Raw genomic sequence first — 18,870 nt, 5'->3', positions numbered from 1 at the left:
GGAGTAAGCAGATGAATCATTCCGTATTTTCTCAGTATCTTTTGCATTTGGCAGACAGCCAACTGATTTTATCGCACCGTTTGTCTGAGTGGTGTGGTCATGCACCTGAATTAGAACTTGATATTGCACTTGCCAATATTGGTCTGGATTTATTGGGTCAGGCTCGTACTTTACTGAGCCTTGCTGGTGAAGTGGAAGGACTTGGACGTGATGAAGACCAATTGGCATTTTTTCGTACTGAACGTGAATATCGCAATTTATTGTTGTGTGAACAGCCGAACGGTGACTTTGCACAAACCATCGTACGCCAATGGTTGATGGATCATTATCACCATTTACTCTTCGGCGCTTTGACCAATAGCAACCATGCAGAATTACGTGCCTTTGCCGTTAAGTCTTTACGTGAAGTGAAATATCACTTGCGTTTTTCAACAGCTTGGATGGCGCGTTTAAGTTTGGGTACAGCTGAAGCGCATGACAGAACTCAAAATGGTTTAAATGAATTATGGCGTTTTACTGAAGAACTTTTTGATTTAAGCGCAGATGAACAACAATTGGTGAAAGAGGGTGTGATTCCCAATATCACCTTGTTAAAAGCCGAGTGGCAAAATGTGGTGAATGCTGAGGCTGCACATTATGGCTTGATGATTCCTGAACTGGGTGCGTATCGCCGTGGTGCAAAACAAGGTTTACATACCGAACATTTGGGCTATGTTTTGGCTGAAATGCAATATATGCAACGCAGTTATCCAAATATGAATTGGTAATTTGAGTCAGAACAAGGAGCGAGTTCCATGAATTTAATTCGACAATGTACTGATCAATGTTGGGATATATTGGCACAAATTTCCGATCCTGAAATCCCGGTATTGTCTGTGGTGGATCTGGGCATGATTCGTGGTGTGGAATTGAATCAAAACAATGAACTTGTGGTTCGCCTGACACCGACCTATAGCGGATGCCCTGCAACAGATGTGTTAAAAGCTGAGATTGAACAGGCATTTATCCAACATGATTTAACGCCTGTCAATGTCGTGGTGGATTTATCTGAGGCATGGACAACCGATTGGATGAGCCAAAATGGCAAAGAAAAATTGAAAAAATACGGTATCGCACCACCCAAAGGTGAAGCGCATAGCTGTGGTACACATGTCGCATTGACTGATGGCATCGAATGTCCGCATTGCCACAGTGTACAGACCAAATTATTAAGTGAATTTAGTTCGACTGCATGTAAAGCCTTATATCAATGCAAAGACTGCTTAGAACCATTTGACTATTTTAAATGTATTTAATGACGCATTTTTAGAGTCAAACAGAAAGAGGGATTTTCAAATGAGTCAATTTATACCATTAACCATAAAATCAATTACGCCTCAAACTGAGCAGGCCATTTGTATTGCATTTGATGTCAGTCCTGAGCTACAAGCTGATTTTCAATATCAGCCAGGGCAGCATTTAACCATTCGTCATTTAACTGAGGCAGGTGAAATTCGCCGTTGTTACTCAATTTGCAGTGACCGCAATGAAGACATGAGTATTGCCATTAAAAAAATAGATCAAGGGCAATTTTCAACCTGGGCAAATGAGCATTTAAAAGCAGGCGATCAGCTTGAAGTGATGCCACCACAAGGCGTATTTTTCCAAAAAGCAGCCAAAGTCGGTGGAAAAAATTATCTTGGTTTTGCGGCAGGCAGTGGTATTACCCCAATTTTATCCATTGTGAAAACGGTGTTGTTACAACAACCAGATGCCAATTTCACGCTAATTTATGGCAACCGTTCATGGAAACAAACCATGTTTGCAGAGCAAATTATGGATTTGAAAGACCGTTTTCAGTCACGTTTTCAATTGGTGAATATTTTCTCACGTGAAATGAATGACAGTGCTTTGTTTAATGGTCGTATTGATGCTGAAAAATTGCAGTTGTTATTTAAAGCCGATCTGATCAATGCGGACTTTGATCACTGTTTTGCTTGTGGTCCTGACGAGATGATGGATGCAATTGAAACTGTATTGCCTGAACTTGGGATCGGACGTCATAAAATTCACACTGAACGTTTTAATACGGGTTCAAGCAAGAAAGCTTCGGCAGAGCAGATCGAAAGCCGTAACGAAGAAAAGGTCAATATTGTGCTAGATGGTCGTGAGTTAATCATTGAAGTGTCGAAAGAGGATGACAGTATTTTAGATGCAGCATTGCGTGCAGGTGCAGATTTACCTTATGCATGTAAAGGCGGTGTTTGCGCTACCTGTAAATGTAAGGTTTTACAAGGTCAGGTTGAAATGGCAATTAACTACAGCTTAGAGCCTGAAGAAGTTGAAAAAGGTTATGTTTTAAGTTGTCAGGCACGTCCAACAACACCCAATGTACGTTTAAGTTTTGACGAGTAATTTTTAAATACCAACAGAAATACAAGCAAACTTGGAGCGCTGAGATGGAATTCTTAAAAAGCCAACAGGTCAAATCAGGCGTGATGCTGATTGAACTGAATCGCCCTGAAAAGCGTAATGCCTTAAATAATGCCACATTACAAGAATTAGTGACTTTACTTAAACACATCGATGCAGATATCAGTATTAAAACCGTGGTGATTACGGGCAATGAACAGTGTTTTGCGGCGGGTGCGGATTTAAATGAACTGGCAGCTTTGGATGTGGTGTCGATTCAACAAGATCAACGTCCATTGTTATGGAAACAAATTGATGAGTTTTCCAAGCCGATCATTGTGGCGGTCAATGGTTTTGCTTTTGGCGCAGGTTTTGAGTTGGCTTTGCATGGTGACATCGTGCTTACAGGTGAAAATGCACAATTTGCCTTACCTGAAATTGGTTTGGGCATGTTGCCAGGTGCAGGGGGAACACAGCGTTTAGCCCGTTTGGTTGGACAGCAACTGACCATGCGTTGGGCAATGACTGGTGAACGCATTTCAGCGCAAACCGCTTTGCAACACGGCATTAGCAGTCAAATTTGTCCCACCCCGTTGACTGTGCAATATGCGATTGAACTTGCAGAAAAAATTGCCAAGCAGGCACCGCTTGCCATCCGAGTGATTAAACAATCTTTGAAATCCATTCATGAAGTAACTTTAAGCCAAGGCTTGAAGCAAGAACGTCAGCATTTTGTCTGGCTTGCAGCGACTCAAGATCGTCAAGAAGGCATCAATGCATTTTTAGAAAAAAGACAACCAAAATTTAGAGGTGTGTAATGGATTACCAAACAATTCTTGCAGAAGAAAAAAATGCAGTCGGTTATTTAACGTTTAACCGCCCAAAACAACTGAATAGCTTTAATGAAAGCATGCATCAGGAAGTTTCACAGACTTTAAAAGCATGGGCAAAAGATCCAAACATTCGTGCCGTGGTGATTTCGGCAGAAGGTCGTGGTTTTTGTGCAGGGCAGGATTTAGGTGATCGTGTGGTCGATCCAAATGCCGATGCACCTGACTTGGGTTTATCGATTGAAAAATATTATAACCCCTTGATTAAGCTGATTACTGAAATGCCAAAACCTGTCATTTGTGCGGTGAATGGTGTTGCAGCAGGCGCAGGTGCCAATATTGCCTTGGCATGTGATGTAGTGATTGCCGCACAATCTGCTTCTTTTATTCAGGCATTTTGTCGCTTAGGCTTGGTGCCTGACTCTGGTGGCACATGGTTCTTGCCTCGCTTGGTAGGGCGTGCTCAAGCCATGGGGCTTGCCATGTTGGGCGATAAAATCCCTGCTGAAAAAGCGGTGCAATTGGGCATGATTTGGCAATGTGTTGCAGATGATCAATTAAAAGCTGAAGCTGCAAAAATGGCGGAACATCTAGCAACTCAACCGACCTATGGTTTGTCATTGATCAAAAAAGCCATCAATGCCGCAGCAGGCAATAATTTAGATGAGCAACTGCTTTTAGAACGTGATTTACAACGTTTGGCAGGGCGTTCAAGTGACTATAAAGAAGGTGTACAAGCATTTATGCAAAAACGTACTCCTGAATTTAGAGGATGCTGATCATGCAAAGACTGAATTTACAGCAAGCAAGAGTCGCTGTGATTGGTGCAGGGACAATGGGCATGGGTATTGCCCAACTTGCAGCCATGCATGGTCACGACACCTATGTTTTTGATTTGGATGTTGAAAAATCCAATGCTGCATGTGTGCAACTAAAAACACAACTCGAAAAACGGGTGCAGCTGGGTAAAATGACTCAAGCGCTTGTGGATGCAACACTTGCCAATATTCACATTGTTGCAGATTTACAGCAGTTATCAAATGCAGACTTAATTGTTGAAGCAGTGGTAGAAAAGAAAGAAGTCAAACAAAGTTTATTTCAACAACTTGCTGAAATTTGTTCGGAACATACTATTTTTGCTTCAAATACCTCTTCAATTTCAATCACAGCAATTGCCTCCGTGATTCCACATCCTGAGCGCGTGGTTGGGCTACACTTTTTTAACCCTGCACCTGTGATGAAATTAGTGGAAATCATTCGGGGTTTAAAAACCTCGGAACAGGTTGCACAGGCATTATTTGAGTTGATGCACGCATGGAAAAAAGTCCCTGTGACTGCAAAATCCACGCCAGGTTTTATTGTGAACCGTGTTGCACGTCCTTATTATGCTGAAGCATTTCGGGCATTACAGGAAAATGTCACCACGCCTGAACAGCTGGATTTTATCCTGCGCGAATGTGGTCACTTTGCCATGGGGCCATGTGAACTTACCGATTTAATTGGACAGGATGTCAACTTTTCTGTGACACAAAGTGTCTATCAGGAATTCTTTTATGAGCCACGCTATCGTCCATCGTTGATCCAGAAGGAATTGGTTGATGCAGGCTGTTATGGTCGTAAAAGCGGACAAGGTTTTTATGACTATCGCCAAGCGCAACGAAGTCCTGAATATATTTTGCCTGCATTACAACCTGAACTCAGCACGAGCTTTAAAGTGCAACTTTCAGGACAATGGTTACACGATACAGGACTGATTCAACGACTCAAAAATACTTCAAGTGTCAATTCTGTGCAGATCCAATCAGAAATAGACAAAATTCTGATTGATGACATAGAAGTGATGTTGACGCAAGGTCAGTCTGTAGACATTGATCATAGCCATGAAAAAGTGGTGTTGATGGATTGGCATGCAGATTGGGCGACAGCCACAGCAGTGGTTTTAAGTGCTTCGCCATTATGTACACGTTCTGATTGTGACAAGGTTAGTCAATTATTTGCAGCATTGGGTGTGAGCAGTATTTGGGTGAAAGATCATCCTGCATTATTTGTCATGCGTAGTATTGCCATGTTAGTCAATGAAGGCTGTGAAGCGGTATTACATGGTATTGCTACAGAGCAAGACATTGATGCAGCAATGAAATACGGTGTGAATTATCCGCAAGGTCCATTTCAGTGGGCAGCACAAATCGGAACGACCCAGATTTTAACCACGCTTGAAAATTTATACCGTCTTTATGGTGAAGAGCGTTATCGCCCAAGTTTGTATTTACGTCAAAAAGTCGCGCTTGAATCTGTGAAAAATGCACAGCATATGGCAACACAAGCACACACACTGAAACAGGCAGGCTAAGGGAGAACAATAATGGAACAGGTTTTTATTTGTGATGCAATTCGGACGCCAATTGGCCGTTATGCCGGTGCTTTAAGCAGTATCCGTGCCGATGATCTAGCAGCCTTGCCCATCGAATATTTAAAACAGCAACATCCTGACTTGCCTTGGGAACAGTTAGATGAAGTGATCTTGGGTTGTGCCAATCAGGCAGGTGAAGATAATCGTAATGTGGCACGTATGGCAGCATTATTGGCTGGTTTGCCTGATACTGTCCCTGCAATTACAGTCAATCGTTTATGTGCTTCGGGTTTGGATGCGGTCGGTTTAGCAGCCCGTGCGATCAAATCAGGTGAGGCACAATTTGTTTTGGCGGGTGGTGTCGAGTCAATGAGCCGTGCACCCTTTGTACAGTCCAAACCTGAAGCTGCTTTTAGCCGCACCCCAAGTATTTACGATACAACCATTGGCTGGCGTTTTATCAATCCTAAATTCAAAGCCAACTTTGGTGTCGATAGCATGCCTGAAACGGCTGAAAACGTGGCTGAAAAATATCAAATCAGTCGCGAGGATCAAGATTTATTTGCATTGAACAGCCAACAAAAAACCGCAAAAGCTCAGCAAAATGGTATTTTTAAAGCGGAGATTCTGCCTGTAAACATCACAGATCGTAAGAAAAATACCCTTCAGGTGACTGAAGATGAACATCCCCGTGCGGATACCACGCTTGAAGCATTGGCCAAGTTAAAAGCGCCATTTCGTAAAGAAGGTGGTTCTGTGACGGCGGGTAATGCATCAGGTGTGAATGATGGTGCAGCATGTGTGCTTTTAACAAGTGAACAATTTGCCCAAGACTATGCTTTACAACCGCTTGCCAAAGTAATCGCAATCGCAAGTGCAGGGGTAGAAGCGAAATATATGGGCATTGGCCCTGTGCCTGCGGTGCACAAAGTACTGAAATTAGCAGGATTAAGTTTAGCGCAAATGGATGTGATTGAGCTGAATGAAGCTTTTGCCGCACAGTCTTTGGCGGTGATGCGTGAGCTAGGTTTAGATGATGAAGATCCACGCGTTAACCCTAACGGTGGTGCAATTGCACTTGGGCATCCTCTTGGTATGAGTGGTACACGGCTGGTGATCACGGCAATGCATGAGTTAAAACGCCGTCAAGGCAAATACGCACTGTGCACCATGTGTGTGGGTGTAGGACAAGGTGTTGCGCTCATTTTGGAAAATGTTGCGTAAAACAGATTTAAGGACAAAACAGGATTGTAAATGACAGCCAAAGGATGGCTGTTCAAGGAGAAATAAGATGAATAATAATGCTTTGGAACACATCGAAACCGCATCTATAGATGAATTACGCAGTCTGCAATTACAACGTCTAAAAAAGACCTTGCAGCATGCTTATGCTAACAGTAGCGTGTATAAAAAGAAATTTGATGATGCAGGCGTGCATCCTGATGATTTAAAAAGTCTAGCAGATTTAGCGAAATTCCCATTTACCACCAAAAAAGATTTACGTGACAATTATCCGTTTGGCATGTTTGCTGTCCCACAGGAACAAATTGTACGTGTCCATGCCTCTTCAGGGACTACAGGTCAGCCTACAGTCGTGGGTTATACCCAAAATGATATTCAAATTTGGTCAGATGTGGTGGCACGTTCATTACGTGCTGCGGGTCTCAGTCATAAAGACATCATTCAGGTTTCCTATGGTTATGGTTTATTTACGGGTGGTTTAGGCGCGCATTATGGTGTTGAGCGCTTGGGCGCAACGGTCATTCCAATGTCAGGTGGACAAACCGATAAACAAGCGCAATTAATCAATGACTTTAAACCTACAGCGCTGATGGTCACACCTTCATATTGTTTAAATATCATTGAAGCTTTAGAGAAAAAATTTGGAACGGCAAAATGCTCTATTAAAACAGGCGTATTTGGTGCCGAGCCATGGACCAATGAAATGCGTAAAGAAATCGAGGATCGCTTTGGCATTGATGCATTAGATATTTATGGATTATCTGAAGTGATGGGACCTGGGGTGGCGATGGAATGTCTTGAAAGTAAAGATGGCCCGACCATTTGGGAAGACCATTTCTATCCTGAAATTATCAACCCGGAAACAGGTGAAGTATTGCCTGATGGTGAATTAGGCGAATTGGTCTTTACCACTATTACCAAAGAAGGGATGCCTGTCATTCGCTACCGCACCCGTGATTTGACTCGACTTTTAGCAGGCACGGCACGTTCAATGCGCCGTATGGATAAAATTGTGGGGCGTAGTGATGATATGATGATTATTCGTGGGGTGAATGTATTCCCTACACAGATTGAGGAGCAAATTTTACATATCCCACAGCTTTTACCTAATTATGAAATTCAAATTTGTAAACAAGGTCATTTAGATACATTGCATATTCGTACGGAAATGCGTCAGGATATTCATCCTGATTTAACACAACAACTGGCAGCACAGTTAAAAAGTCAGATTAAAACCATGGTAGGAATTTCAGTCAGTGTAGAAATCTTACAGGAAGGAACTTTGCCGCGTTCGGAAGGTAAAGCACAACGTGTATTTGACATTCGACATCTAGTTCAGGAACACTACAAGTCAGCGTAGTGGGTGTATATGCAAATGATGCACTGAATGGGTTGAAAAATATAAGGTAATAGTGAAACAATATGAATCCAAAACTCAAACAAGCAATTGATGATTTTATTGCCAAAGAAGTGCTCAGTGGGACGTCTTTGATCATGACGGTATTTGGTGATTGTGTGTATCACCATGGTGGTATTATCAGTCTTGCCAGTCTGATTCAATTGATGGATGTATTTGGATTCAATGAACGTTCAGTACGCACTGCTGTATTTCGCTTGGTGCAAAATGGCTGGCTAGTGTCCGAAAAAATTGGACGCACCAGCTACTATCGAGTGACTGAAACGAGTCGACAACGGTTTGTGCAGGCCGATGCCAAAATCTATAATTTCACCCATATTGAATGGGATCAGAAATGGGACTTGGTTTTACTAAGTTCGGTTGAGCTTGAAAATAAACTGGTATTGAAGAAAGAATTGGAGTGGTTAGGATTTGCCAATATTGCCAGTAATGTAATGGCGTATCCGGGATGTGATCATTTAAAACTGCAAAATTTATTGCTCAATCTAAAAATGACTGACCAAGTGGTGATTTTCAAAGCGGAAACATTACAACTTTGGCAGGAGTCTTATCCTACTGTGAAACGCATGGTGGAAACCAATTGGCCTGTGGCAGAGTTACATGCGCGCTATGATAAATTTATCAAAGACTTTCGAGAATTTATGAATTTAGTTGAAAATGCCGATGATTTAGATGCCATTCAAGCCTTTCAAATTCGGATTTTATTAATTCATCAATATCGCCGTATTTTACTTAAAGACCCTGATTTACCATCAGAATTATTGCCATCTCATTGGTTGTCTTTAAATGCTCGTAATTTGAGTAGTAATTTATATCAATTGGTGGTCGCAACAGGTGAAGAGTTTTTTATGCAATATGCCCGTACTTCAGAAGGGGCTATGCCACCGCTGCACCCGCAATTTTATAAACGCTTTGGTGGCATTAAGCAAGAAGAGTTAACTGACTGATTTTTAGATATTCTATCTAAAAGATAAAAAAAGATAAAATCGATTTAATGGACTAAAATATGACCTGTTATGCAATTGATGGTGTAATTCCTGTAGTGAGCCCTAAAGCTTATGTGCATCCCACAGCAGTATTGATTGGTGATGTCATTATTGAAGAAGGTGTCTATATTGGTCCTTTTGCATCTTTACGTGCAGATTTTGGCGGCATTCACATCAAAAAAAATGCCAATGTGCAAGATAATTGCGTGATTCATGGCTTCCCCAATAAGGTGACGGTGGTGGAAGAATATGGACATATTGGACATGCGACGATTTTACATGGCTGTCATATTGGTAAAAATGTTTTGGTTGGCATGAACAGTGTCATTTTGGATGATGCAGATATTGGCGAAAATACCATCATTGGCGCCAACAGTACCGTCAAAGCAAAAGCTGTAATTCCAGCGCATGTTTTGGCTTTAGGTAGTCCTGCCAAAGTTATTCGTGATTTGGAGGAAAAAGAAATTGAGTGGAAAAGAAAAGGGACGCAAGAATATATTGTATTGGTACAGCGTTGTTTGAATACATTGCAAGAAGTGATGCCCGATCCACAGGTGAAAACAGGGCGCTTAACACATGAAGTATTTGGTGCAAAGCATGTCTATAAATCATAAATTTTGGCGTAATGAATAGGATATGAGTTGGACCTCAATCACCAAATATAAAAACCCCTACAGAATATTGGGGTTTTTAACTGACTAAAATATCTATAATTGAGTGTTAATCTGATAGCGTGTATTACGGCCACCACCTTCTAATTTTACAATGCATTCCTTTTCTAGTAAGTCTGATAAGTGGCGCGTAGCTGTTGCCTTACTGACTTTCGCAACCTTTTGGTATTGTGAAGCACTGATCCCATGCTCAAATCCATTTTCTCCGCCGTCTAATAAACGGTTTATCACTTTACGTTGTTCTGCACTTAAAGTTAAATTTGAATGTTTATGCCAAAACTGACTTTTAAAGAGTGTTCGATTGATCTGAGCTAAAGTATTTTCAAGGCTATCATCTAAGGTATCTAAGAACCAAACCAACCAATCTGTAATATCAGAATCATTTTTTTGCGTTTTTTCTAATATCTCATAATAACTTTTGCGCTTATTTAATATTGCGGTAGACATTGCATATAAACGAATGCTCTGTTCATCCATTTGAGCCAGAGCAAGGTCGGTAAGTGTACGGGTAATACGTCCATTACCATCATCAAAAGGGTGTAATGTCACAAACCATAAGTGGGTAATACCTGCACGTAATAAAGGATCAAGTAATGAATCATTCAAACTCTGATTAAACCATACGATGAAATGATTTAAACGATGTTCTAAGCCTTCTCTTGGAGGGGCTTCAAAATGTACAGTAGGGTAATCCAATCGACCTGAAACGACTTGCATGGGCTCTGATCCTCTCAATTGACCGATCCTTAAGCGTTGCATTGTCCAATCAGGATCATTGAAAAGCCAATGATGCCATTGTATGAGACGTTCAAATGTGAGGGGTTGCTGAACGTCATTTAGTGCATCCAACATAATATTTGCTAGACCTTCTGAGCGATCTGAGCTGGGATAAGGTTGTTCTAATGTCACTCCTAAACGTTGAGCTAAAGAAGATCGCAACGAGAAAACATTGAGCGTTTCATTTTCAATTGCTGATGAGGCAATAAGATTAGCAAGTAGAGTATCTAGAGTGAATCGCTCTTTGGCTAAATTATGCTGACTTTGTCCAAGAAGAATGCCTATTTTTTGATGTATCTGTCTAGTTTTAGGTAAGATTACTGAATCTTGCCATGTGAAATTGGTCCAATTTTCTGCCTGCCAAATCCATTGCTGCATTTCAATTTCTCTCATCTAAAATCTATGATGAGCTGAATATAACACATATTTGGCTCATTATTTGATTCGAATGTGTTATTGAATTGGCTCGCATCTTTGTCTAAGACTTTTTACTTGGGAATAACATAGTTGTAAGAATTAATTATCTTGATCAAAAAGTACTTAAAAGTACTACATAGTAGTATTTGTACAAACAATAGAGGTAAGAAGAGAGACTTCATATATTTCTAGTCTTATTAGAGATAAATTTGCTAAATAATAACTGAGAAAAAGTGGTATCTATATCATCAGTTCCTCAAAATTCCAACTGGTGTATACGTGAGTTTAAAAACAAGTTAGTAAAACAATTTTATTTTATGTTGTAGAACATGTATTTAATAAAAGGATTATTAGTAATGAAACTATCTAAGCTTTTGGCGATTAAGGCTTAAATATATAATTTCGCATAATGTATATTATGTTAAATACGATACACCTAATAATAACTTCATATCCTTCTTACTTAAACCAAAATTCAATAACTTAAGTGATTTCTATTTCACTTATAAAATATGATATGTTGACCTTAAGAATACTTCATAAACTTTACTATCTTTGCTTTAAAAATAATTCATTTAGAAAAGAAAGTCTCAAACGAAAATCAAATTATTCTTTTATTTGATCTGGATTCATCTTGTTCATGTTTGTACCCTATGCTGTACACAACGAAGTTTCTTAGATTTCAAAGCCTATCTACACAACATGCAGATTTAATAGCACTAAAATTTTGGTATCAGAAATATATTCCACTTTGTTCTGTGAGTCATTTAAAATAATAAGAAGTTAGGAACAAATCTGATTAGGCTTAGATCAAATATAGATGCTAACTATATGACTATTACCTAGCGTTTCAAAATCGAGCCTTGATTTTCCCAATCAATTCACTTGCCCAAAGCTGATAAATTTCTGCACTTGGGTGAAAACCATCTTTTGCCATCTCTAAATTTAATGCTCTAAAATGTGCTAAATCAAATTGAACCAATTGATAGTTCTTTTTTTGTAAAATAAATTTCGTTAGTTTTTGATTCATCGCCGTGGAATATTGTCCAAATAACCATGCCAATGGATTGGGTAATGAAGGAAATAAATGCATGGGCGGTACAGCAGTGACAAGGACTAAATCAGGAGAAAATTTTTGTTCTATCTCTTGATAAAAAAGATGTTGCTGTTGAATCCATTTTTTGGGTGAAATTAATTTGGTGACATCATTCACGCCCACAGAAGTCATCACTATATCAAAATGCTGGTTATTCAATAACTTTGTTCTTTGCAATACCTGTAAAGTGGTATCACCTGTTTTTGCTTCTAGTTGGTAGCGAACCGTAAAGTGATTTTTTAACTCAGATAATAGCGCACCTAATAATGCATCTTCTTGTTTTTGTACTCCCACACCTGCTGCTGCAGAATCTCCCAAGATTAAAATCGACAATGTTTGCCCCTGCCCAATTAAACCTTTGCGCTCCCCGGATGCTTCAGCTAAACGAGGGGTATTTTTTTTGACTTGATAACCTTGCCATAAAAGTGAAGGAAGTAAGCCAAAGGTCAGCATTTTAAGTCGTAGCATAGTGTTGTTTGAAATAAAATTATTGCAGGAGTATTGTTAATTATATGGTAAAAGCTTAGAATATTTGCGTATTTTATCTTGATAATTAAAAACCTACACTCTCTCCGCTATGTTCAAGGAGCACGATCTTGGCTAAAAAACTTGAGCATCATGCAATAGAAGATGAAGTCAATAGCTTTATTCATACGATTGATCGAGCGGATTTAAAACCATTTATTGAAAAATTAAAACAATTTATTCGTCATACCGAAGCAATACCAAGTATTCAGCTACAAGTTGATGATATTTTAAAAAATATTAATGAAATTAAGGCACAGCCTTTTATTTCCATACAATTACAACGTTTGTGTGATGCTGAAAAGCTATCTTCTGATGTACAAAAACATGAGGCGCAATTTAAAGAGATTTTAGCAGACTATGACATTCAAATGAGTGTAGCGTCCAAACTCAGTTTAGATCCTCATTTTAAAACGGATTTATATAATTCTGCTGTCGCAAAATATCAACAGTGGTTATTGGATTTACTCTTTTTATTGTATTGTTTTAATTTTAGTCAGTCTGTATTCAATACATATTTTATTGAATCTTATCTGATTTTTATGCATGAAATTTATCCGGCATCTGTGACGACCAAAATATCCTTACGTGATCAAGCATCTGTGAATGGGACAGTGTTAATTGAGATTCCCCGCAATAGCTTGGTTCATGTTTATGGCAATATCATCAATGACTATTGGTTAAAAATTTCTATTCATATCAATAATTTAGAAATAGAAGGCTATGTGCAAGCGATTTATTTAAAGAAAAAATAATTTTTAGATAAAGGAAAGTGCAAGACTCTCCTTTATATAAATTTTTTGATCTTAAAATTTGAAATCATCAACCAAGTTTATTGACAATTTTCAAGGGTAAAACTTTCATTGCCAAACCAAGTGGTAACCATGGCCATTGAGGGACATAGGCTTTAATGGGCTGTTTTTCAATGGCTTTAACCAATAAATGCGAACCTGTTTCGACATCCACTTCAAAAGGTAATTTTTTTGCACCTTCATTAATTTCGGTACGGATATATCCTGGGAAAATCGTGGAAACTTTGATTTTGGTATCAATCAGTTCCGCACGAATGCCTTCAGCCAATGCAGCAACTCCTGCTTTACTTGCACCATAAGCGGTTAAATGTTTTGGCATACCACGAATGGCACTCATAGAAGAAATTACCACCAAATGTCCAAATTTTTGTTCACGGAAAATTTCAACTGCCGCTTCACATTGTGCCAAAGCAGAAATGAAATTGGTTTCAACGGTCGCACGGTTAATTTCAAATTTGCCATTGCCAATACGACGTCCATCGCCTACACCTGCATTGACAATAATACGGTCAATGGTGCCAAAGTCTTGTTTAAACTCACGGAATACTTGAAATACTTGTTCGTAATCCGTCACATCCAAAACTTTAGCAATGACTTTTACGCCGTATTTAGATTCGAGTTCTTGCTTTAAATCTTGTAAGCGTTCTAAACGACGTGCGCACACTGCCAAATTATAGCCTTTTTGGGCAAATTCACGTGCCATTCCTGCACCAATTCCTGAACTTGCGCCTGTAATTAAAATTGTTTTTGCCATGATATTTTCCTGAATATTTTCTGTTAATTTTTTCAATCTGTTTTAATAAATGAATATCAGATCCAAGTCAGCAACTGAAAATCTTCTGCCTTGATAAAATGATGTTCGTTTAAGCTCAAGAGCTGCGGTTCATTACCCACTAAACGTAAGGTCGTTAAACTTGTATTGGCAATTGCCCAATTGAGAGCAAAGGTTTTATTTGGGCTGAGTTCCAGTAATTTTCCTGCGGCAACCGAAATGACCCCGCCTGAAGTAAACACCACAGCATAACGTGGCTTGCTTTGAGCGAGTTCATTACATAGATTTTGTAAGGCTGTTTCGACACGGTTTTTAAAATTCGGCCATGATTCATCATATTCATGATGATAGTCATCCCCTGTCCAACGTCCAATTGCACCTTCAAAAATTTTGGCTAAATATGCGCGAGGGCTTTCTTCTTTCGCCACTTCTTCACGCAATAAATGCGGCTCATTAAAACGTGGGTCATATTGGGCAAAAACTTGCTGATGATTAAACTCATTCCAAGCGCTGTCTGTGACAATATTGGCTTCAGGAAAACATTCAGCCAATGCAAAATTCGCCGTTTGTTGATGGCGTTGCATAGAACCTGCCACCACATAAGGTTCTTCTTTCAAAATTTTATTGAAATATTGACCCAATACTTTTGCTTGTCGCTCGCCATTGGGTGAAAGTTTGTCATAACTTTCTGCACCGAATGATGCTTGTCCGTGACGAACCAAATAAATCGTGGTCATTTTGCTAAAAGTTCCTTCATTTTTTCCATATATTTGTGTGCAATTTCATTGGCTTCGAGTTTTTGCAAGCCGATTAGTTTCAGCGCACGAATATGTAAGGCATGAATCACAATCCAAAAATCTTTAAATGCAGGATTATTGGTTTGTTTATGATAGTAACGATAATAAATTTGTTGTGCGATTACTGCTAAACGGAAAATACCGAACACTTCATAGAATGTCCAATTTTCAGGCTGTAAACCTGTTTTCTGCAAATAGTAGTCCACCACTTCTTTACGGGTAAACATCCCTTTTAAATGAGTCGGTTGGCGACGGGTCGATTTAAAAATTTGATTGTCAGTGTCTTCGACCCAATAGGCTAAAGCTGCACCTAAATCCATGAGTGGATCGCCAATGGTTGCCATTTCCCAATCCAATACACCAATAACTTGTGTCGGATTTTTCGGATCAAGAATGACATTATCAAAACGCCAATCATTGTGAATTAAACAGCTTGTTGAATCAGCAGGAATATTTTCATTGAGCCATTTACGCACAAACTTAAAACTTGGCACATTGAGGGTATGGGCTTTTTCATAGCGAGAGTCCCAACCCTCAACTTGACGACGACAATATCCATCCCCTTTGCCTAATTGTTCAAGTGGTGTACCTTGATATGGAACTTGATGTAATTCAATCAGTTTGTCCAAAACATTGATGCAGAGTTCACGGACTTCGGTTTCACCAAATTTTAATTCAGATGGCAGTTTGGCACGTGGAATAATGCCTTCAATGCGTTTCATGACATAGAAATCACAGCCAATCACGGATTCATCCTGACATAGTGCCACCATTTCAGGCAAAACAGGATAATATGGTGCAAGCCAAGTCTGAACGTTATATTCACGTGCCATATCATGTGCAGATTTGGCTTTAGTGCCTTTGGGTGGACGACGTAAAATTAAATCGGCATTTTCGTATTTTAAGCGATACGTCCAATTAGAAGCGCCACCTGAATATTGAGTGACTTCTACAGGTCCTGAAATTTCAGAACCATTTTCAATGAGCCAATTACCCACTGCACGAATATCGAGTTCTTCGCCTTCACGGACATTTCCACCAACATCAATCACTGACATGCTTTTTCCCTAATTTTGTAAATTTTGAATGGTGTGTATTTTCCTATGTCTATATTTACATAGGAAAATGACATTTCAAATCATTTAAATAGCTTACTTTTTACTTGAACCATAACCACGTTTTTTAAGTTCGAGTTTGGCAATCATACCTTTATGCACTTCGTCAGGACCATCGGCTAAACGTAACGCACGAGCCTGTGCAAAAAATCCTGTCAATGGTGTATCACGCGATACACCTGCACCGCCGTGAATTTGAATTGCCATATCCACCACTTTTTCAAGGACTGATGGCGCAACGACTTTAATCGCAGAAATTTCAGTCAATGCTGCCATGTTTCCTAAAGTATCCATTTTATATGCAGCATACAAGGTTAATAAACGTGCCTGGTCAATGGCTACCCGTGCTTCAGCAACGCGTTCGAGATTGCCACCGAGTTTTAAAATTTCTTTACCAAAAGCATGACGACTCATGCCACGATCAATCATGAGTTCCAGCGATTTTTCAGCCGCACCGATACAACGCATACAATGGTGAATACGTCCTGGTCCTAAGCGACCTTGTGCAATAGCGAAACCTTGTCCCGCACCGCCAATAAAGTTGGCTACAGGTACACGAACATTGTCAAAACTGACTTCGCCGTGACCATGTGGTGCATCATAATCTCCAAAGACAGGCAACATACGTTCAATGGTCACGCCTTGCGTATCTACAGGAACCAATACCATCGAGTGTTGTTGATGGCGACTTTTTGTTTCGTCAGGTGTATGCGCCATAAAAATAATGATTTTGGCATTGGGATCGCCCAAACCTGAAGACCACCATTTTCGACCATTTAGAACAATTTCATCACCATCTACCACAGCAGTTGCTTGCATATTGGTTGCATCAGATGAGGCAACATCAGGTTCAGTCATACAAAAGACAGAACGGATTTTTCCATCAAGTAATGGTTTCAGCCATTGTTCTTTTTGTGCATCTGAACCATAACGCCACAAGACTTCCATATTGCCACTGTCAGGCGCGTTACAGTTAAACACCGTGGGTGCAATTAAACTGCGTCCTGAAAGTTCTGCAATATGGGCATATTCTTGTACAGATAACCCCTGACCCAGTTCAGGACAAGGCAGAAACATATTCCAAAGCCCTGCTTGTTTGGCTTTATTTTTTAAAATTTCAAGTTGTGTAGGCCATTGCCATTTGGTCCAATCCCCGCCTTGATTAAGATGATGAACTTCATTCCAGAACTCAGTTTCTACAGGTTCGATTTCATTTTTTATAAATACTTTGGTGCGTTCGACAAAATCCTGTGCACGTGCTGAAAGTTCAAACATTTTTGATATATCCTTAAAAGTGCATATGTTGCTTTACAACAGCATACGATCAACTTTACTATGAATAAAATGATTTTATTAGATATACATCTATGAATACAATTCATAATAAAAGTGAGTTAGATTTATCCCTCTTTCATCGTATTGATATTAATTTATATCCACTTTTTGTTGCGATTTATGAACATAGTAGTATTACACAAGCAGCAACAATGTTATGTGTTAGCCAATCTGCAGTTAGCCATGCGCTGCAACGCTTACGTTTACTTTTAAAAGATGATTTATTTGTGCGTCATCAACAAAAAATGCGCCCCACTCCATTTGCTGAACAAATCTATCCGCAAATTGTGCAAGCTTTGGCTTTACTACAACAGCTTTCCAATACACAGCAAGAATTTAATCCCAGCATGGTAAAAACTTTAAAAATAGCCATCCATGATGAAATTGAACCATTAATTTTTCCCAAACTTTTTCAACATTTCCAAAATTTAAATTTGGATATTCAATTTTTGAGTAGCAAACTCGATCGTAAAAATATCCAAACAGAACTTGCTACGCAGCAAATTGATTTTGCAATTGATCTACAACAAAACTATGGGACACATATTGCCTTTAAAAATTTGATTCAGGATCAATTTGTGGTTTGTACACAGCAAAAAACGATGGGTAAGGCACAATATTTTTCGGCAAAGCATATTGGTGTTTCATCGAGACGGACAGGAATTTTATTAGAAGATTTTTTTATTCAACAGCATAATTTCTCACGGCAGATCTTATTGCGTTGTCAGCACTATTCTACAGCTTTACAAATTTTAGCTAGTGATTCTCATGCTGTGCTTACTATTCCAGAACAAGTTTTACAGCATTTATCAATTTCAGAAAATATTCAAATTTTTAAACATCCATTGGATTTACCTTCTGTGAATATTGGTATGTTTTGGTTGAGGGATTTAGATTTAAATTTGAGGCATCAATTTTTGAGAAATGAATTAAGTTCTATTTTTGCTTAGGCTATTTTAAAAGAAAATTTTTTCAGTTTGATAAATCTGCTTATTTTTATATCATTTAACTTTAAAGAATGACTCGCCAAATTTTGAGGATTTAAATGCCATCAAGCATGTAGTCAGTCATCATACTTGATGACAACTTATATGTTGAGTTGAAGTCGATACAGATTGTTTGTCTCTATAAAATTGATGTTTTAATGGAAGCTTATATCCATAATAGCGGTACTCATGCAGAGATACCTGCTCTTTAGACAGCGTGACTGGTGGTTCACATACGATGATGTTCTACATATCTCCTTTTTCGACCCTTGATTAAAATCAAAAATATCGCAGCACAAAAGAGAAAAAGATGAAAATAATCAATTTTTTATCCATGAAACATCAATGATC

Annotated in this window: 18 protein-coding genes and 1 pseudogene; 13 read left to right on the top strand and 6 right to left on the bottom strand. The window is 39.1% G+C overall.

What is annotated here, in order from left to right; translation table 11 throughout:
• Window positions 1-11: 11 nt before the first annotated feature.
• The 10 genes from paaC (at window position 12) to G0028_RS09680 (ending at window position 9,830) form a co-directional block, all read left to right on the top strand.
• Window positions 12-767 carry a 1,2-phenylacetyl-CoA epoxidase subunit PaaC gene (gene paaC, locus G0028_RS09725; protein ID WP_180045195.1) on the top strand — a complete coding sequence of 252 codons (756 nt, stop codon included), beginning with the start codon at window positions 12-14 and terminating at the stop codon, window positions 765-767.
• A gap of 27 nt (window positions 768-794) precedes the next feature.
• The gene (paaD, locus tag G0028_RS09720; RefSeq protein WP_180045194.1) at window positions 795-1,295 is read left to right on the top strand and encodes a 1,2-phenylacetyl-CoA epoxidase subunit PaaD; all 501 of its coding nucleotides are present in this window, start codon (window positions 795-797) and stop codon (window positions 1,293-1,295) included.
• A gap of 40 nt (window positions 1,296-1,335) precedes the next feature.
• Window positions 1,336-2,394, top strand: a complete 1,059-nt coding sequence (gene paaE, locus G0028_RS09715; RefSeq protein ID WP_130073568.1) for a 1,2-phenylacetyl-CoA epoxidase subunit PaaE — start codon at window positions 1,336-1,338, stop codon at window positions 2,392-2,394.
• Window positions 2,395-2,438: 44 nt separating this feature from the next.
• Entirely contained in the window at window positions 2,439-3,209 is a 771-nt protein-coding gene (locus G0028_RS09710) for an enoyl-CoA hydratase-related protein (RefSeq protein WP_130073569.1), read from the top strand.
• Window positions 3,209-4,000, top strand: a complete 792-nt coding sequence (paaG, locus tag G0028_RS09705) for a 2-(1,2-epoxy-1,2-dihydrophenyl)acetyl-CoA isomerase PaaG (RefSeq protein ID WP_180045193.1) — start codon at window positions 3,209-3,211, stop codon at window positions 3,998-4,000. The genes G0028_RS09710 and paaG overlap by 1 nt, the downstream gene beginning before the upstream one ends.
• Window positions 4,001-4,002: 2 nt before the next feature.
• Window positions 4,003-5,571: a 3-hydroxyacyl-CoA dehydrogenase gene (locus G0028_RS09700; protein ID WP_180045192.1), complete on the top strand. Its 1,569-nt coding sequence runs from the start codon at window positions 4,003-4,005 to the stop codon at window positions 5,569-5,571.
• 12 nt (window positions 5,572-5,583) lie between these two features.
• A complete protein-coding gene (gene pcaF, locus G0028_RS09695) occupies window positions 5,584-6,795 on the top strand; it encodes a 3-oxoadipyl-CoA thiolase (protein ID WP_180045191.1) in 1,212 nt (403 codons plus the stop codon).
• Window positions 6,796-6,862: 67 nt separating this feature from the next.
• Window positions 6,863-8,173 carry a phenylacetate--CoA ligase PaaK gene (gene paaK, locus G0028_RS09690; RefSeq protein WP_180045190.1) on the top strand — a complete coding sequence of 437 codons (1,311 nt, stop codon included), beginning with the start codon at window positions 6,863-6,865 and terminating at the stop codon, window positions 8,171-8,173.
• Between the two features lie 62 nt (window positions 8,174-8,235).
• The gene (locus G0028_RS09685; protein ID WP_174492637.1) at window positions 8,236-9,177 is read left to right on the top strand and encodes a PaaX family transcriptional regulator C-terminal domain-containing protein; all 942 of its coding nucleotides are present in this window, start codon (window positions 8,236-8,238) and stop codon (window positions 9,175-9,177) included.
• A 59-nt stretch (window positions 9,178-9,236) separates the two neighbouring features.
• On the top strand, window positions 9,237-9,830 hold the full coding sequence (locus G0028_RS09680; protein ID WP_130073575.1) for a DapH/DapD/GlmU-related protein: 594 nt from the start codon (window positions 9,237-9,239) through the stop codon (window positions 9,828-9,830).
• Window positions 9,831-9,923: 93 nt separating this feature from the next.
• Here G0028_RS09680 and G0028_RS09675 read toward each other — a convergent pair whose 3' ends face one another.
• Window positions 9,924-11,042 carry a Fic family protein gene (locus G0028_RS09675; protein WP_130073633.1) on the bottom strand — a complete coding sequence of 373 codons (1,119 nt, stop codon included), beginning with the start codon at window positions 11,040-11,042 and terminating at the stop codon, window positions 9,924-9,926.
• A gap of 590 nt (window positions 11,043-11,632) precedes the next feature.
• Between G0028_RS09675 and G0028_RS21065 the strand changes: the two are divergent.
• Window positions 11,633-11,921: pseudogene (locus G0028_RS21065) on the top strand (site-specific integrase); the annotation flags it as partial.
• A gap of 10 nt (window positions 11,922-11,931) precedes the next feature.
• On the opposite strand, the gene G0028_RS09670 reads toward G0028_RS21065, so the two are convergent.
• Complete coding sequence (locus G0028_RS09670) at window positions 11,932-12,645, bottom strand: SGNH/GDSL hydrolase family protein (protein ID WP_180045189.1); 714 nt, start codon at window positions 12,643-12,645, stop codon at window positions 11,932-11,934.
• 128 nt (window positions 12,646-12,773) lie between these two features.
• On the opposite strand from G0028_RS09670, the gene G0028_RS09665 reads away from it, so the two are divergent.
• Window positions 12,774-13,457 carry a hypothetical protein gene (locus tag G0028_RS09665; protein ID WP_180045188.1) on the top strand — a complete coding sequence of 228 codons (684 nt, stop codon included), beginning with the start codon at window positions 12,774-12,776 and terminating at the stop codon, window positions 13,455-13,457.
• A 67-nt stretch (window positions 13,458-13,524) separates the two neighbouring features.
• Here G0028_RS09665 and G0028_RS09660 read toward each other — a convergent pair whose 3' ends face one another.
• The 4 genes from G0028_RS09660 to G0028_RS09645 form a co-directional block, all read right to left on the bottom strand.
• Entirely contained in the window at window positions 13,525-14,268 is a 744-nt protein-coding gene (locus tag G0028_RS09660; RefSeq protein WP_174492639.1) for an SDR family oxidoreductase, read from the bottom strand.
• A 56-nt stretch (window positions 14,269-14,324) separates the two neighbouring features.
• Window positions 14,325-15,023, bottom strand: coding sequence for a histidine phosphatase family protein (locus G0028_RS09655; RefSeq protein WP_130073579.1), 699 nt, complete (start codon window positions 15,021-15,023; stop codon window positions 14,325-14,327).
• Window positions 15,020-16,141 carry a phosphotransferase family protein gene (locus G0028_RS09650; RefSeq protein WP_180045187.1) on the bottom strand — a complete coding sequence of 374 codons (1,122 nt, stop codon included), beginning with the start codon at window positions 16,139-16,141 and terminating at the stop codon, window positions 15,020-15,022. Before G0028_RS09650 ends, G0028_RS09655 begins: the two co-directional genes overlap by 4 nt.
• 93 nt (window positions 16,142-16,234) lie before the next feature.
• Entirely contained in the window at window positions 16,235-17,473 is a 1,239-nt protein-coding gene (locus G0028_RS09645) for an acyl-CoA dehydrogenase family protein (RefSeq protein WP_180045186.1), read from the bottom strand.
• Between the two features lie 92 nt (window positions 17,474-17,565).
• Here G0028_RS09645 and G0028_RS09640 point away from each other — a divergent pair, with 92 nt between their 5' ends.
• Entirely contained in the window at window positions 17,566-18,483 is a 918-nt protein-coding gene (locus G0028_RS09640; protein ID WP_180045185.1) for a LysR family transcriptional regulator, read from the top strand.
• Window positions 18,484-18,870 lie beyond the last annotated feature (387 nt).

The organism is Acinetobacter piscicola (assembly GCF_015218165.1).
Classification (GTDB): Bacteria; Pseudomonadota; Gammaproteobacteria; order Pseudomonadales; family Moraxellaceae; genus Acinetobacter; species Acinetobacter piscicola_A.
Note: the sequence above shows the minus strand (reverse complement) of the source record. Positions and strands in the feature narration are given on the sequence as shown.

What these genes read in the sequence shown, in the direction of transcription:
- paaC (WP_180045195.1), top strand. Translation starts at nt 12, where the DNA reads ATGAATCATTCCGTATTTTCTCAGTATCTTTTGCATTTGGCAGACAGC.
- paaD (WP_180045194.1), top strand. Translation starts at nt 795, where the DNA reads ATGAATTTAATTCGACAATGTACTGATCAATGTTGGGATATATTGGCA.
- paaE (WP_130073568.1), top strand. Translation starts at nt 1,336, where the DNA reads ATGAGTCAATTTATACCATTAACCATAAAATCAATTACGCCTCAAACT.
- G0028_RS09710 (WP_130073569.1), top strand. Translation starts at nt 2,439, where the DNA reads ATGGAATTCTTAAAAAGCCAACAGGTCAAATCAGGCGTGATGCTGATT.
- paaG (WP_180045193.1), top strand. Translation starts at nt 3,209, where the DNA reads ATGGATTACCAAACAATTCTTGCAGAAGAAAAAAATGCAGTCGGTTAT.
- G0028_RS09700 (WP_180045192.1), top strand. Translation starts at nt 4,003, where the DNA reads ATGCAAAGACTGAATTTACAGCAAGCAAGAGTCGCTGTGATTGGTGCA.
- pcaF (WP_180045191.1), top strand. Translation starts at nt 5,584, where the DNA reads ATGGAACAGGTTTTTATTTGTGATGCAATTCGGACGCCAATTGGCCGT.
- paaK (WP_180045190.1), top strand. Translation starts at nt 6,863, where the DNA reads ATGAATAATAATGCTTTGGAACACATCGAAACCGCATCTATAGATGAA.
- G0028_RS09685 (WP_174492637.1), top strand. Translation starts at nt 8,236, where the DNA reads ATGAATCCAAAACTCAAACAAGCAATTGATGATTTTATTGCCAAAGAA.
- G0028_RS09680 (WP_130073575.1), top strand. Translation starts at nt 9,237, where the DNA reads ATGACCTGTTATGCAATTGATGGTGTAATTCCTGTAGTGAGCCCTAAA.
- G0028_RS09675 (WP_130073633.1), bottom strand. Translation starts at nt 11,042, where the DNA reads ATGCAGCAATGGATTTGGCAGGCAGAAAATTGGACCAATTTCACATGG.
- G0028_RS09670 (WP_180045189.1), bottom strand. Translation starts at nt 12,645, where the DNA reads ATGCTACGACTTAAAATGCTGACCTTTGGCTTACTTCCTTCACTTTTA.
- G0028_RS09660 (WP_174492639.1), bottom strand. Translation starts at nt 14,268, where the DNA reads ATGGCAAAAACAATTTTAATTACAGGCGCAAGTTCAGGAATTGGTGCA.
- G0028_RS09655 (WP_130073579.1), bottom strand. Translation starts at nt 15,023, where the DNA reads ATGACCACGATTTATTTGGTTCGTCACGGACAAGCATCATTCGGTGCA.
- G0028_RS09650 (WP_180045187.1), bottom strand. Translation starts at nt 16,141, where the DNA reads ATGTCAGTGATTGATGTTGGTGGAAATGTCCGTGAAGGCGAAGAACTC.
- G0028_RS09645 (WP_180045186.1), bottom strand. Translation starts at nt 17,473, where the DNA reads ATGTTTGAACTTTCAGCACGTGCACAGGATTTTGTCGAACGCACCAAA.
- G0028_RS09640 (WP_180045185.1), top strand. Translation starts at nt 17,566, where the DNA reads ATGAATACAATTCATAATAAAAGTGAGTTAGATTTATCCCTCTTTCAT.